The sequence below is a fragment of the Hungatella hominis genome, from assembly GCF_014288005.1.
Classification (GTDB): Bacteria; Bacillota; Clostridia; order Lachnospirales; family Lachnospiraceae; genus Hungatella; species Hungatella effluvii.
Window position 1 is genome coordinate 29,400 of sequence record NZ_JACOPB010000005.1, and the last position, 13,831, is coordinate 43,230.

The 13,831-nt window shown below is 51.9% G+C and carries 14 protein-coding genes; all 14 read left to right on the forward strand.

The genetic code is table 11. From position 1 onward, the window contains the following. Positions 1-3: 3 nt before the first annotated feature. The 14 genes from H8S75_RS12615 (at position 4) to H8S75_RS12680 (ending at position 13,811) form a co-directional block, all read left to right on the forward strand. Positions 4-720, forward strand: a complete 717-nt coding sequence (locus tag H8S75_RS12615; RefSeq protein ID WP_187021945.1) for a zinc metallopeptidase — start codon at positions 4-6, stop codon at positions 718-720. Continuing rightward, positions 713-2,047: a 16S rRNA (cytosine(967)-C(5))-methyltransferase RsmB gene (gene rsmB, locus H8S75_RS12620; protein ID WP_187021946.1), complete on the forward strand. Its 1,335-nt coding sequence runs from the start codon at positions 713-715 to the stop codon at positions 2,045-2,047. The genes H8S75_RS12615 and rsmB overlap by 8 nt, the downstream gene beginning before the upstream one ends. Beyond that, a complete protein-coding gene (rlmN, locus tag H8S75_RS12625) occupies positions 2,047-3,108 on the forward strand; it encodes a dual-specificity RNA methyltransferase RlmN (protein ID WP_187021947.1) in 1,062 nt (353 codons plus the stop codon). Before rsmB ends, rlmN begins: the two co-directional genes overlap by 1 nt. Next, positions 3,105-3,848 (forward strand): Stp1/IreP family PP2C-type Ser/Thr phosphatase, encoded by a 744-nt coding sequence (locus H8S75_RS12630; protein ID WP_187021948.1) that lies wholly within the window; start codon positions 3,105-3,107, stop codon positions 3,846-3,848. Before rlmN ends, H8S75_RS12630 begins: the two co-directional genes overlap by 4 nt. Next, entirely contained in the window at positions 3,845-6,034 is a 2,190-nt protein-coding gene (gene pknB, locus H8S75_RS12635; protein WP_187021949.1) for a Stk1 family PASTA domain-containing Ser/Thr kinase, read from the forward strand. The genes H8S75_RS12630 and pknB overlap by 4 nt, the downstream gene beginning before the upstream one ends. A gap of 10 nt (positions 6,035-6,044) precedes the next feature. After that, positions 6,045-6,920, forward strand: coding sequence for a ribosome small subunit-dependent GTPase A (rsgA, locus tag H8S75_RS12640; protein ID WP_187021950.1), 876 nt, complete (start codon positions 6,045-6,047; stop codon positions 6,918-6,920). A 1-nt stretch (position 6,921) separates the two neighbouring features. Further along, positions 6,922-7,581: a ribulose-phosphate 3-epimerase gene (rpe, locus tag H8S75_RS12645; protein ID WP_187021951.1), complete on the forward strand. Its 660-nt coding sequence runs from the start codon at positions 6,922-6,924 to the stop codon at positions 7,579-7,581. Beyond that, on the forward strand, positions 7,578-8,225 hold the full coding sequence (locus H8S75_RS12650; RefSeq protein WP_187021952.1) for a thiamine diphosphokinase: 648 nt from the start codon (positions 7,578-7,580) through the stop codon (positions 8,223-8,225). Before rpe ends, H8S75_RS12650 begins: the two co-directional genes overlap by 4 nt. Positions 8,226-8,394: 169 nt before the next feature. Further along, the gene (locus H8S75_RS12655) at positions 8,395-8,985 is read left to right on the forward strand and encodes an ECF transporter S component (protein ID WP_187021953.1); all 591 of its coding nucleotides are present in this window, start codon (positions 8,395-8,397) and stop codon (positions 8,983-8,985) included. Then, the gene (locus tag H8S75_RS12660; protein WP_187022202.1) at positions 8,985-9,824 is read left to right on the forward strand and encodes a pyridoxamine kinase; all 840 of its coding nucleotides are present in this window, start codon (positions 8,985-8,987) and stop codon (positions 9,822-9,824) included. The genes H8S75_RS12655 and H8S75_RS12660 overlap by 1 nt, the downstream gene beginning before the upstream one ends. 77 nt (positions 9,825-9,901) lie before the next feature. Next, complete coding sequence (gene serS / locus H8S75_RS12665) at positions 9,902-11,197, forward strand: serine--tRNA ligase (protein WP_002603948.1); 1,296 nt, start codon at positions 9,902-9,904, stop codon at positions 11,195-11,197. Positions 11,198-11,439: 242 nt separating this feature from the next. Beyond that, entirely contained in the window at positions 11,440-12,261 is an 822-nt protein-coding gene (locus H8S75_RS12670) for a sugar phosphate isomerase family (protein WP_187021954.1), read from the forward strand. Positions 12,262-12,273: 12 nt separating this feature from the next. Further along, entirely contained in the window at positions 12,274-13,044 is a 771-nt protein-coding gene (locus tag H8S75_RS12675; protein ID WP_187021955.1) for an ABC transporter permease, read from the forward strand. Continuing rightward, positions 13,017-13,811 carry an ABC transporter ATP-binding protein gene (locus tag H8S75_RS12680; RefSeq protein ID WP_187021956.1) on the forward strand — a complete coding sequence of 265 codons (795 nt, stop codon included), beginning with the start codon at positions 13,017-13,019 and terminating at the stop codon, positions 13,809-13,811. Before H8S75_RS12675 ends, H8S75_RS12680 begins: the two co-directional genes overlap by 28 nt. The last annotated feature ends 20 nt before the right edge of the window (positions 13,812-13,831 follow it).

Consider the following 13,831-nt stretch of genomic DNA (forward strand, 5'->3'; position numbering starts at 1 on the left):
TTTATGTATTATGGCGGTTTAATGGGATATTATTTTGATCCCACATGGATTCTTGTAATTATAGGTGCGGTTCTGTCTATGGCAGCATCCGCAAAGGTGAACAGCACATTCAACAAATATTCAAAGGTCAGGAGCATGACGGGAATGACAGGGGAGGACGCGGCAAAGCGCCTCTTAAACTCACAGGGTATCTACGATGTGACCGTCCGTCCCGTAAAGGGACAGCTGACAGACCATTACGATCCGAGGACGAAGACCGTTAATTTATCGGAGTCGGTATTCCATTCTACCTCCGTGGCGGCAATCGGCGTGGCGGCTCACGAGTGCGGCCATGCCATGCAGGACAACGTGGGATACGTTCCCCTAAAGCTGCGCGGAGCGATCGTTCCGGTGGCCAATATCGGCTCCCAGGCGGCATTTCCGCTAATTATTATCGGTGTGCTGATCGGTGGTATGGGATCGCCTCTCGTGAATATCGGCCTGATTCTCTTTTCGCTGGCCGTTATTTTCCAGCTCATCACCTTTCCTGTGGAGCTCAATGCCTCCAGGAGAGCGATCACGCTGCTCGACCAGGTCGGTATACTTGGCGGCCAGGAAGTAAATCAGACGAGAAAGGTGCTGGGCGCTGCGGCGCTCACGTACGTGGCCGCGCTGGCTGCTTCCGTGCTCCAGCTGCTCCGTCTCGTGATTCTATTTGGAGGACGCAGAGACAATGACTAACGGAAACAGCAGCCGGGAAATCATCCTGGATATACTGCTCGAGATCCTGGAAAAGGGCGGTTACAGTCATATCGTGCTGGGCCAGGCGCTGAGCAAATACCAGTATCTTGACAAACAGGAGCGGGCCTTTATCTCCCGCACCGTGGAAGGTACTGTGGAATACACCCTTCAGCTGGATTACGTCATTAATTCTTACTCCAGCGTAAAAGTAAAAAAGATGAAACCGGTCATCCGCACTCTGCTGCGGATGTCCGTTTATCAGATTCTCTATATGGACCGTGTGCCGGACTCCGCTGTCTGCAACGAGGCGGTAAAGCTGGCGCAGAAACGGAAATTCACCGGATTAAAGGGCTTTGTCAACGGCGTTCTGCGCAACATTTCCAGAAATAAAGAACAACTAAAATGGCCGGATGATTCTGTCCGATACTCCATGCCTTCCTGGATTCTGGATATGTGGAAGGATACATACGGAGAGGAAACGGCGGTTTCCATGGTAAAAGCCTTCTTAAAGCCCAGCAGGACGGCGGTTCGCTGCAATTTGAACCGGGCATCGAAGCAGGAGATTATGGAAAGTCTGAAAAACCAGGGTGTTACGGTGGAGGAGACGCCGTTGTCTGCAGCGGTACTTTATTTATCGAAGTACGATTATTTAGAGAGCCTTGACGCGTTTGCCGAAGGCTTGATTTCAGTTCAGGATATGAGCTCCAGCTTTGTGGGAGAGATCGCGGACCCGAAGGAAGGCGATCTCTGCCTCGATGTCTGCGGCGCTCCCGGCGGAAAGAGCCTTCACGTCGCGGATAAACTGAAGGGAACCGGAATGGTAATCGTCCGTGATTTGACGGAGCAGAAGGTGGCCCTTATTGAAGATAATATCGCCCGCTCGGGCTTTACCAACATCCGTGCCGAGGTGCACGACGCTCTTGTTCCTGATCCGGCGTGGGAAGGCAGGGCAGACATTGTTCTGGCCGATCTGCCGTGCTCCGGGCTTGGGATCATAGGCAGGAAACCGGATATCAAGTACCGGATGACGATGGAACAGATGGAGGAGCTGGCAGCTCTGCAGCGGGAGATCCTCTCTGTGGTTCAGTCTTACGTGAAGCCAGGAGGAAAGCTGATTTACAGCACCTGTACCATCGACGGTCAAGAAAATGAAGAGAATGCGGCGTGGTTTCTGGAGAATTATCCGTTTGACGCCATGAATTTAGAAGGAAAGTTAGGAGAAACACTGAATGCGGCTTCTTTGAGGTCCGGGAATATCCAGCTCTTACCGGGAATTCACCCGTGTGATGGATTTTTCATCGCAGCATTTCAGAAAAAATTAGGATAATGGAAAAGACAGATATTAAATCTTTGAATTTAGAAGAACTTACGGCGTTTATCACAGCCTCCGGCGAGAAGGCGTTCCGGGCAAAACAGCTCTACGAGTGGATGCACAAAAAGCTGGCCCCCGGATATGAGGAGATGACGAATCTTCCGAAGTCCCTCAAGGAGCGGTTGAAGGAGACGTGTGACTATACGTCGCTTCAGACTGTGGACGAGAAAATATCCGGCATTGACGGGACGAGAAAGTATTTATTCGGCCTTTCAGACGGCAATATCATCGAGAGCGTCTTAATGAGGTATAAACACGGCAATTCCGTATGTATTTCCTCCCAGGTCGGCTGCCGTATGGGCTGCCGGTTCTGCGCCTCCACTCTGGATGGCCTGGAACGGAATTTAAGGCCGGCGGAGATGCTGGACCAGATCTACCGGATTCAGTATCTCACAGGGGAGCGGATATCCAACGTGGTGATCATGGGTTCGGGAGAGCCTATGGATAACTATGACAATGTAGTGAAGTTTATCCGCCTGCTGACAGATGAGCATGGGCTGAACATCAGCCAGCGAAACATTACACTGTCCACCTGCGGCATTGTTCCGGGAATCCTTAAGCTGGCTGATGAGGGGCTCGCCATCACCCTGGCCCTCTCGCTCCACGCACCGGATGATGAGGTGAGAAAGACTCTGATGCCTGTGGCGAACCGCTATAAGCTGAACGATGTGCTGGAAGCCTGTCATACATATTTTGAGAAGACGGGAAGACGGCTGACCTTTGAGTACAGTCTCGTTTCCGGTGTCAATGATAATCTGCAGGAAGCGGCGGCGCTGGCGGCACTGATCAAGGACCAGCAGGGCCACGTGAACTTAATTCCGGTGAATCCCATCAAGGAACGGGATTACGTGCAGTCGGACAGGAAGGCCATAGAGGCATTTAAAAATCTGCTTGAAAAAAATGGAATTAATGTTACTATAAGAAGGGAAATGGGCCGGGACATCCATGGTGCCTGCGGCCAGCTTAGAAAGAGTTTTTTATGTCAGGAACAAAAAGGGAGTGAGAAGACGCTATGAAAGCTTGTGCATTGACGGATACGGGAAGAGTGCGTACGGCCAATCAGGATTACGTATATGCCAGCGTGGAGCCGGTCGGGAGCCTGCCGAACTTATTCGTGGTTGCGGATGGGATGGGCGGTCATCAGGCCGGAGACTATGCCTCCAGATATATTGTAGAGAATCTGGTGACGTATCTTCAGTATACGGAAAATTCCCAGATTGTTCCGCTTCTGCGGGAGGGCATATTAAAGGTCAACACGCAGCTATACCAGGAGTCGAAGGAAAAACCGGAACTTTCCGGTATGGGAACGACTCTGGTGGCTGCAGTGGCCGATGAGAATACCCTCTATGTGGCCAATGTGGGAGACAGCCGCCTCTATCTCGTGAGAGACAGGATCAGACAGGTGACGAGAGACCATTCCTATGTGGAGGAACTGGTTTCCCTGGGGCGTCTGGAGCGCGGAAGCAAGGATTATAAGGATAAAAAGAATATCATTACGAGAGCAGTTGGGACAGAAGATAAGCTGCTGGTCGATTTCTTCGAGGTAGGACTGGAGCCGGGAGACTTTATTCTCATGTGTTCCGACGGACTCAGCAATATGCTGGAGGACGTGGAGATGGAGGAGATTGTCGGCTCTGATCTGGAGCTGGAGGAAAAAGCGGAGAAGTTGATCACGGTAGCCAATGACAATGGCGGTAAGGACAATATAGCAGTGGTACTCGTTGATCCGCAGATTGGCAGGGAGGTAAGCTTATGATTTTGAGACCAGGGACATTTTTACAGGACAGATATGAAATACTGGATAAGATCGGTTCCGGCGGGATGTCAGATGTGTACAAGGCCCTGTGCCATAAGCTGAAACGGCAGGTTGCCATTAAGGTACTGAAGGAGGAATTCAGTTCAGACAGCGGATTTGTGAGCAAGTTTAAGATGGAAGCCCAGGCTGCGGCCAGACTGTCCCATCCGAACATTGTAAACGTATATGATGTCGTGGATGAGGGAACTCTTCATTATATCGTTATGGAGCTGATCGAGGGCATCACTCTTAAGAATTACATCCTGAAAAAGGGCTGCCTCGACAGCAAGGAGGCCATCGGGATCGCAATCCAGGTGGCGCAGGGGATCGCAGCCGCCCATGAGCAGGGAATCGTTCACCGGGATATCAAGCCGCAGAATATCATTATCGCGCGGGATGGAAAGGTGAAGGTAGCGGATTTCGGGATCGCCCGCGCCGCGTCCACTCAGACGCTCAGCGCTACGGCTATGGGATCGGTTCATTACATTTCACCGGAACAGGCGAGAGGCGGATACAGCGACGCCCGCAGCGATATCTATTCACTGGGTATCACCATGTACGAGATGGCGGCCGGACGGGTGCCCTTTGAAGGGGAGAACACCGTCACGGTGGCTCTGGCGCACTTAGAAGACCCGATTACACCGCCCAGCTACTACAATCAGGAGATTCCGGTCGGTTTTGAGAACATCATTTTAAAATGTACGGAGAAGAAGCCGGAGTACCGGTACGGGAGCATGCAGGAGGTGATCGCCGACTTGCGCCGCGCCCTTGTGACGCCCGATGAGAATTTTGTGCAGGCGTCGGCTCCGTCTATGGATACATCCCAGACGGTGATCATCGGAGCGCCGGAGCTGGAGCAGATCCGTTCCGGCTCCGGCCGCAGGAATCAGCCGGAACCGCAGCAGAACCGGAACAGCCGCTATGGCAATGAACCGGTGCGGGAACGCCAGCCGGAGCACAGGAGCAGCCGGAATACCGGAACCGCCGGAGGCCCGTCGGGAAGAACGAAGCGGCGGGAACCGGATGAGGAGATCAATCCGGGAATCGAAAAGCTTCTGACGGCAGCGGGCATCGTGGTGGCGGTTCTTATCGTCATCGTCCTTATCTTCCTGGTTACCAGACTTGGCGGGCTGTTCCGTTCCGGAACACCCAAGGAGACGGAGACCACTGTGGAGACTACGATACCGGAGGAGACGACTCTGGGTGATAAACAGACCACCATGCCGGAGGTCGAGGGACTGGCGGAAGACATTGCGCGGCAGAAGCTTCGTGAGAACGGCGGTCTGGACATGAAGATCGGCGATTATGAGTTCTCTGATACCGTGAAAAAGGGAGATGTCATTACCCAGACTCCGAAAGCGGGAGAGATTGTAGATAAGTACTCGGCTGTATCCGTGGTCATCAGCAACGGACCGGAGCATCCAGAGATTGATTTAACCACCCTGGGCCTGGATTCCCTTACAGCGGAGGCGGCCAAATCGCTTCTGGAGGGCAAAGGCTTTGTCGTGAATGTGCAGAACCAGAGCAGCGATACGGTAGAGTCTGGCAAGATCATCAGCTACAGCCCGGATAAAGCAAAGGAAGGGGCTGTGATCAGCGTGATCGCCAGCACAGGCCCGGCACTGACTAATCCGGTAACGGTTCCTGATATTACAGGCAAAGGGGAAGAGGTCGGAGAGGAGATGCTGGCTGATCTGGGCCTGGTTTCCGGAACGGTAACGAAGGAAACCTCGGAAGATGTGCCGACAGGCACCATCATTCGTCAGACCATCGCGCCGGGTACCCAGGTAGAGGGCGGAACGGCCATCGATTACGTGGTTAGCAGCGGATCGGCGGAACAGGCCAAATACAAGTACCTGGCATCCATCGAGAAATCGTATCCGCTCCAGAATTTAATAGGACCGGGATCCGCCAGTACCCAGCTGAATATAAAGATCCAGCTGAAGCAGACGGTAAACGGAAAAGACGAGGTCAGGGATCTGATGGGGCCGGTGACGATCACGGGAGACCAGCAGCTTCCGGTCGTCTTCAAGAACATTGAGGGCGCCTATGGCGTGACCAGCGGTGAAGTGCAGATTGTCAATGTGGACACGGGAGAAGTAATCAATTCCTATCCGGTTACGTTTGTCCCCATTCCACAGTCATAAGGGCTATTGTATGACAGGAAAAATTATAAAAGGAATTGCAGGTTTTTATTATGTGGATAATGGAACAGACGTCTATGAATGCAAGGCAAAGGGCGTGTTCCGCAATAAAAAGATTAAACCTCTGGTAGGGGATAATGTGGAATTTACCGTGTTGAGCGAGGCGGAGAAGGAAGGCAACATCGACAAGATCCTTCCACGCAAAAACGAGCTGGTCCGGCCTGCTGTGGCCAATGTCGATCAGGCGCTGGTGATCTTCTCCATCACCCATCCGGAGCCCAACTTAAACCTTCTGGACCGCTTCCTCGTGATGATGGAGGTACAGGATGTTCCAGTGAAAATCTGTTTTAATAAGACGGATTTAACGGGAGACGAGGAGAGGGAACGTCTGGGGAATATCTATTCCTCGGCGGGCTATCCCGTCTACTTTACAAGCACCTACGAAAACAGAGGGCTGGAAGCGGTTCGGGAGCTGACAGAGGGAAAGACAACGGTTCTGGCAGGCCCTTCGGGCGTCGGGAAATCTTCCATCACGAATATCCTTTTTCCGGAGGCAGGCATGGAGACTGGAAAGATCAGCGAGAAGATCCAGAGAGGAAAGCATACGACGAGGCACAGCGAGCTGTTTGCCATCGGGAAGGACACGTACATGATGGACACCCCGGGCTTCAGCTCCATGTACTTAGAGGAACTGGAGTGCGGAAACTTAAAGGATTACTTTCCTGAGTTTGCGGCTTACGAGGAAGACTGTAAGTTCTTAGGCTGCGTCCATGTGGGCGAGCCGGTCTGCGGAGTCAAGGAGGCCGTGCGCCAGGGGGAGATAAGCGAAAGCCGTTATGACAATTACAAGCTTTTGTACCAGGAATTAAAAGATAAAAGGAGATATTGATATGTTCCTATTAGCACCTTCCATCTTGGGAGCAGATTTTAAACATTTGGAGCAGCAGGTATGTGAGGCCGCGGACGCGGGAGCACAGTACATTCATCTTGATGTGATGGATGGCGACTTCGTTCCCAGCATATCCTTCGGCATGCCTGTGATAGCCAGCTTGAGAAGCTGTACGGATAAGGTATTTGATGTCCATATGATGGTTAGGGAGCCAGGCCGTTATATCGATGCCATGAAAGAAGCGGGAGCCGACATCATCAGCGTTCATGTGGAGGCGTGTACCCATTTGGACCGCACGGTGAACCAGATTAAGGAGGCCGGTTTGAAGGCCGGAGTCGTGCTGAATCCGGCTACGCCTGTCGACGTGCTGGACTGCATCCTCGACCAGGTGGACATGGTGCTGCTCATGACCGTGAATCCGGGATTCGGCGGACAGAAGTTCATTCCTTATACGCTGGAAAAGATCCGCGCTTTAAGAGAAAAATGCAACATGCGGGGGCTGTCCACGGATATTGAAGTGGATGGCGGCGTAACGTGTGATAATGTGCGGGAGTTGATGGAGGCGGGGGCCAACGTCTTTGTCGCCGGTTCCGCGATCTTTAAAGGGGATGTGACGGCGAACACGAAGGCATTTTTGAAGATATTTGAGGAACAGGAATGACGGGCCTTATTATCACCGGCGGAAGCATAGACTGTGCATTTGCCGGTGCTTTTTTAAAGGACAAGACATTTGACATGGTGATCGCAGTGGATGGCGGCCTGGCGGCTGTAAAACAGCTGGATATCAGGCCGGATGCCATTGTCGGTGATTTCGATACGGTGAAGGGCGAGCTTCTGGAGGAATACCGGGCGATAGAGGGCATAACCTTCGAACAGCACCAGCCGGAAAAGGATGAGACCGATACGGAGCTCGCTCTCCGCACCGCCATGGAGGCCGGCGTCAGCGATATGGTTCTCCTGGGCGCCGCCGGCGGCAGACTGGACCACTCCATCGGCAATATCCATCTGCTGTACGCGTGCCTGCAAAAAGGCGTGAAGGCTTCCATCGTCGATGAGAAGAACCGGCTCTACATTTTGGACCAGGGAAAGACTTACCGCTCCGGCGAGGTCTGGGGGAAATATATTTCATTCCTTCCTCTTACAGAAGAGGTACACGGGATTACGCTGAAAGGCTTCAAGTATCCCCTGACTAACCGGGATATCCGGATCGGTACCAGCCTCTGTATCAGCAACGAGCTGGAGGCGGAGACGGGGACTATCACATTCTGGGATGGGGTGCTGATCTGCGTGGAGTCTCACGACTAAGCGTTGCAGTTCACGGTACCACAGACCGGAAAGCGGAGGCCCGTGAAACCGTGAACTGTAATTACTAAACTGGTATGGCCTAAAAAAACAAAACTGGATATTTATATCACTCCACCCTCATGCTAAGATAGGGGACAAGAAAGCATTGGCATCAAGGGAGGAAAAAGAAATGAACAGAACAGACAGTAAAATCAGCAAAATTGCCATGACCGGATTATTCGCGGCCATGTCGTACGTGGTCTTCACGTTCCTGCAGTTTAAAATTACGCTTCCGGGAGGAGACGCGACTTCCATTCATTTGGGAAATGCGGTCTGTGTGCTGGGAGCGCTTTTACTGGGCGGCGTATACGGTGGCCTGGGCGGAGCCATCGGTATGACGATCGGCGACTTATTCGATCCGGTGTATGTGGTCTATGCGCCTAAGACTTTTATTTTGAAGCTGTGTATCGGCCTGATTACCGGTTTCCTTGCTCACAGAATAGGAAAGATCAATGAATCCCATGATCAGAAACACATTTTCAAATGGGTCCTGATCGCTTCTGTTGGCGGACTGCTTTTCAATGTTATTTTCGATCCGCTTGTGGGATACTACTACAAGCTGCTGATCCTGGGAAAACCGGCTGCGGAGCTGGTGCTCGTATGGAATGTGACCTCGACCACCATCAACGCGGTGACGTCGGCCATCGCTTCCGTCGTCATCTACATGCCGCTGCGGAACGCGCTTCTCCGGTCGGGAATGGGAGGAATTTTACGGATATGATATCAGAAAGACATCAGAAAAAAATTGCAGTAATCAATGATTTATCGGGATATGGCCGCTGTTCGCTGACAGTGGCTATTCCCATTTTGTCGGCGCTGAAGGTTCAGTGCTGTCCGGTTCCCACCTCCATTCTCTCTAATCACACCGGATTTCCGGTGTATTTCTTTGACGATTATACGGATAAGATGGGGCTTTATTTAGAAAAATGGACGGAACTGGGGCTGGAGTTCGACGGTATTTTCAGCGGCTTTCTCGGTTCGGAGGCACAGATCGGGATTGTCATGTCCATGATCCGGCAGTTTCAGGGAAAGGATACGCTGGTGGTGATCGATCCGATCATGGGAGACCACGGAAAGGCGTATCAGACCTACACGCCGGCCATGTGCAGCCGCATGAAGGAGCTGGTATGCCTGGGAGATATCGTCACGCCAAATCTGACCGAGGCATGCATTCTGACGGGGCGAAAATATCGGGACGAAGGCTGGCACAGGACGGAGCTTTTAGCGATGGCGGAGGAGATCCGGGAGATGGGACCTTCCGGAGTCATCATAACGGGAGTGAAGGAAGGTGCGTATCTGACCAATGTCATCGCAGAGCGGGGGAAGGAAGGCGCGTTCTGCCGTTCGATGCGGGTCGGACGGGAACGGCCGGGCACAGGGGATGTGTTCTCGGCCATCGTGGCGGCGGAGGCGGTAAAAGGCGCTTCGCTGACCGATGCGGCGAAGAAGGCGGCACGGTTTGTAAAGCGCTGTATTCTAAAATCGGAGGAGTTAAATGTTCCGGTTCAGAACGGGGTATGCTTTGAGGAAGTGCTGTCGGAATTGATAAAATGGAAATAAGGGGCTTTTCTTTCACTGTAATTTGTAGTATAATCAACGGCAGATTATCATATTGAGGAGAAACCAGGAGGAATACCATGTTAGATTTAAAGTTTGTAAGAGAAAATCCTGAGGCTGTAAAACAGAATATCAGGAATAAATTTCAGGATAACAAGCTGCCGCTGGTGGATGAGGTTATTGAACTGGACGAGTTAAACCGCGCCGCAAAGCAGGAAGGCGATGCGCTCAGAGCGGAACGTAATAAACTTTCCAAGCAGATTGGCGGGCTGATGGGCCAGGGAAAGAGAGAAGAGGCCGAAGAGCTTAAGAAGCAGGTGACAGCGGCTTCCGACCATCTGGCAGAGCTGGAGGAGAAAGAACGGGAACTGGACGAGAAGATCAAAAAGATCATGATGACCATCCCGAACATCATTGATCCCAGCGTACCGATTGGAAAAGACGACAGCGAGAACGTGGAAGTGCAGAGATATGGCGAACCGGTGGTACCGGATTTCGAGATACCGTATCACACCGACATCATGGAGCGCTTTGACGGAATCGATTTGGACAGTGCCAGAAAGGTAGCGGGCAACGGTTTCTACTATCTAATGGGTGATATTGCAAGACTTCACTCCTCCGTAATCTCCTATGCACGTGACTTCATGATCGACCGCGGCTTTACGTACTGTGTACCGCCGTTCATGATCCGCAGCGAGGTAGTGACCGGCGTTATGAGCTTTGCTGAGATGGACGCCATGATGTATAAGATCGAGGGTGAGGATTTATACCTTATCGGTACCAGCGAGCATTCCATGATCGGAAAGTTTATTGATACCATTATTCCGGAGGAATCCCTTCCGAAGACACTTACCAGCTATTCTCCGTGCTTCCGCAAGGAGAAGGGCGCCCATGGCCTGGAGGAGCGCGGCGTCTACCGCATCCATCAGTTTGAGAAGCAGGAGATGATCGTTGTCTGCAAGCCGGAGGAGAGCATGGAATGGTACGATAAGTTATGGCAGAACACGGTGGATTTATTCCGTTCCCTGGATATTCCGGTCAGAACTTTAGAGTGCTGCTCCGGTGACCTCGCTGATTTAAAGGTGAAGTCCGTGGACGTGGAAGCATGGTCCCCGCGCCAGAAGAAGTACTTCGAGGTGGGAAGCTGTTCCAACTTGGGCGACGCCCAGGCCAGAAGGCTTAAGATCCGTGTCAACGGGGAGGACGGAAGAAAGTATTTCGCCCACACCTTAAACAACACGGTAGTGGCACCGCCGAGAATGCTGATCGCATTTTTAGAGAACAACTTACAGGCGGACGGAAGCGTAAGAATTCCAGAGCTTTTAAGACCGTATATGGGCGGAATGGAAGCGATTGTTCCGAAGGATAAAAAGTAAAGAGATCATGATATAACGCAGCAGATGTGGCCGGTTTTCGGAATCGCACACCGGCTGCGTTTCTTATAGTTACCCTAAAGGAAATGGCAGAGAAAAACGCTCTTGCTGTTTCCTTTTTCTTTTTGTACATATAATTCGTTGGGTTTTCACAGGATTACCATAAAAGTATGAAAAAAAATCATACTGTGAGGAAGAGAAGGCAGGTGGTATGCTTAAGACATGAAAAGAGAGGGGGAAAGCTTATGAAGCAATGGGAAGAGTATCGTATTCCGGCAGAAGAAGTGAGAAGGATTTCCAGAATACCGATCACCTGTCTGGAGGACCAGACATCCGTATTCAGCCGCATGGCGCTGGAGATGGCGGAGAAGATTGAGGACAACAACCGTCAGGGAAAACGGACGGTGTTTATCATTCCGTTCGGACCTACCGGGCAGTATCCCGTTTTTGTGGATCTGGTGGGCACCAGGAGAATCAGCTTAAAGAAGGTATGGCTGATTACCATGGATGACTGGCTGGACAGCGACGGCGGACTGGTGGGACTGGACAACATCCATTCTCTGAGGAGGAAGATGAATCAGGTCCTGTATTCGAAAATCGACAAGGGCCTGGTGATGCCGGAAGAACAGAGGATATACCCGGATCCCGGCTGGCTGGAGAGAATACCTGATTTGATTGAAGCTCTGGGGGGAGTGGATATCTGTTTTGCGGGATTCGGCATCAACGGTCATCTGGGCTTCAATGAGCCTGCGGATGTAAGCCCGGAGGAATTTGCAAAACTGCCTACCAGAGTTGTGAGAATATCGGAAACCACCAGGACGATCAAGGCTTCCACCGGTGTGAACGGAGCGATGGAGGACATTCCGTTTTATGGAATCACGGTCGGTATGAGAGAGATGCTGTGTGCAGATAAGGTCAGCGTTTACTGCTTCAGGGACTGGCATTCCGGGGCTATCAGACGGGCTGGATGCGGCACCGTGTCATCTGGTTTTCCGGCTTCCCTGCTGCAGAATCACCCGAACGCCGCCATCGTCTGCTCTCCCAATGCGATAGCTCCGTGCTATTAAAGGAGGAGCGCCATGAAATGGATCAAAATAAAAAACAAGAGGGGCTGGTCTCTCATTTCCCTGATTATGTGCCTGATGGTTTGGCAGCTGATCTCCGTGTCGGAGGCGGGAGCCGTGTTCGCCTCTCCGAAAAAGACGCTGATGGCATTTATCACCATGGCGAAAAGCGGGGCAATCTGGGTTCATATCGGTTACAGCCTGTTCCGGGTCATCACCGGCTTTTTGCTGGGACTGGCCGCCGCTGTTCCCATTGCATTCCTGATGGGATGGTATAAAACTGTGCAGTATCTGCTGGAGCCTGTGGTGCAGTTCATCCGTACGATTCCGCCGATCGCCTATATTCCACTGGTTATCGTAGCGCTCGGTGTGGACGAGTCCTCCAAAATCATGGTGATTTTCATCGCTACATTTCTCGTCATGGTAATTACGATTTACCAGGGAGTCAAAAATGTCGATTCCACACTGGTAAAGGCGGCTAGAGTTCTGGGGGCTAACGACAGGGATATCTTCTTCCATGTCGTGGTACCGTCGTCGTTTCCGTTTGTGCTGACCGCTATACGCCTCGGTCTTTCTGCCGGGCTTACCACACTGATCGCTTCGGAACTGACGGGAGCCAGCAAGGGGCTGGGGACAATGATTCAGGAAGCCAGCATGTATTTTCGGATGGACGTTGTTATCATGGGAATCATGGTGATTGGAATCATCGGTCTGGTGCTTAACAAGATCGTACATATTCTGGAAAGGTGGCTGACAGGATGGCAGGAAACTCATCAGGCGACGTGATTGTAAAGATTGATCATGTGGAGAAAATCTATCAGGGCAGGAGCGGCGAGGTAGTGGCCCTAAACGGCGTGGACATGGAGATCAGAGAAAATGAGTTCGTCTGCGTGGTAGGCCCATCCGGCTGTGGAAAATCGACGCTTTTGAATATCATCGCGGGCCTGGAAAGACCGACGTCAGGCCGGGTCTGTGTGAAGGGAAAAGAGGTGGTAAATCCGGGAAGCGAGCGGGGCGTTATCTTCCAGCAGTACGCGCTGTTCCCGTGGCTGACCGTAAAAAAGAATGTCAAATTCGGATTGAAGTTAAGAGGTGTGAAGGAGCAGGAACTGTCTGCGATTGCTGATAAATATATCCGGCTGGTAGGCCTGGAGGAGTTTGGAGACAGCTATCCCAAGGAACTGTCAGGGGGGATGAAGCAGCGGGTGGCGATTGCCAGGGCCTACGCGGTGAATCCGGAGATCCTTTTAATGGACGAGCCGTTTGGAGCGCTTGACGCCCAGACCAGAACACAGCTCCAGACGGAACTGCTGGAGACGTGGGAGAAGGAGAAGAAGACCTGCTTTTTTATCACACACGATGTGGAGGAGGCGATTATACTGGCCCAGCGGGTGGTTATCATGAGCGCCCGTCCCGGACGGGTTAAGGAAATTGTGCCGGTAAATATTCCCTATCCAAGAACGCAGGAAACGAAGATGACGAAGGAATTCCTGGATTTAAAGGTTCATGTCTGGGGACAGGTGTACAGGGAATTTTTGGAAGTACGGAAATAAGGGTTTACAACAATTCACGA

Excerpts from the sequence above, each read along its gene's own strand:
- H8S75_RS12615 (WP_187021945.1), top strand. The coding sequence starts at position 4 with ATGTATTATGGCGGTTTAATGGGATATTATTTTGATCCCACATGGATT.
- rsmB (WP_187021946.1), top strand. The coding sequence starts at position 713 with ATGACTAACGGAAACAGCAGCCGGGAAATCATCCTGGATATACTGCTC.
- rlmN (WP_187021947.1), top strand. The coding sequence starts at position 2,047 with ATGGAAAAGACAGATATTAAATCTTTGAATTTAGAAGAACTTACGGCG.
- H8S75_RS12630 (WP_187021948.1), top strand. The coding sequence starts at position 3,105 with ATGAAAGCTTGTGCATTGACGGATACGGGAAGAGTGCGTACGGCCAAT.
- pknB (WP_187021949.1), top strand. The coding sequence starts at position 3,845 with ATGATTTTGAGACCAGGGACATTTTTACAGGACAGATATGAAATACTG.
- rsgA (WP_187021950.1), top strand. The coding sequence starts at position 6,045 with ATGACAGGAAAAATTATAAAAGGAATTGCAGGTTTTTATTATGTGGAT.
- rpe (WP_187021951.1), top strand. The coding sequence starts at position 6,922 with ATGTTCCTATTAGCACCTTCCATCTTGGGAGCAGATTTTAAACATTTG.
- H8S75_RS12650 (WP_187021952.1), top strand. The coding sequence starts at position 7,578 with ATGACGGGCCTTATTATCACCGGCGGAAGCATAGACTGTGCATTTGCC.
- H8S75_RS12655 (WP_187021953.1), top strand. The coding sequence starts at position 8,395 with ATGAACAGAACAGACAGTAAAATCAGCAAAATTGCCATGACCGGATTA.
- serS (WP_002603948.1), top strand. The coding sequence starts at position 9,902 with ATGTTAGATTTAAAGTTTGTAAGAGAAAATCCTGAGGCTGTAAAACAG.
- H8S75_RS12670 (WP_187021954.1), top strand. The coding sequence starts at position 11,440 with ATGAAGCAATGGGAAGAGTATCGTATTCCGGCAGAAGAAGTGAGAAGG.
- H8S75_RS12675 (WP_187021955.1), top strand. The coding sequence starts at position 12,274 with ATGAAATGGATCAAAATAAAAAACAAGAGGGGCTGGTCTCTCATTTCC.
- H8S75_RS12680 (WP_187021956.1), top strand. The coding sequence starts at position 13,017 with ATGGCAGGAAACTCATCAGGCGACGTGATTGTAAAGATTGATCATGTG.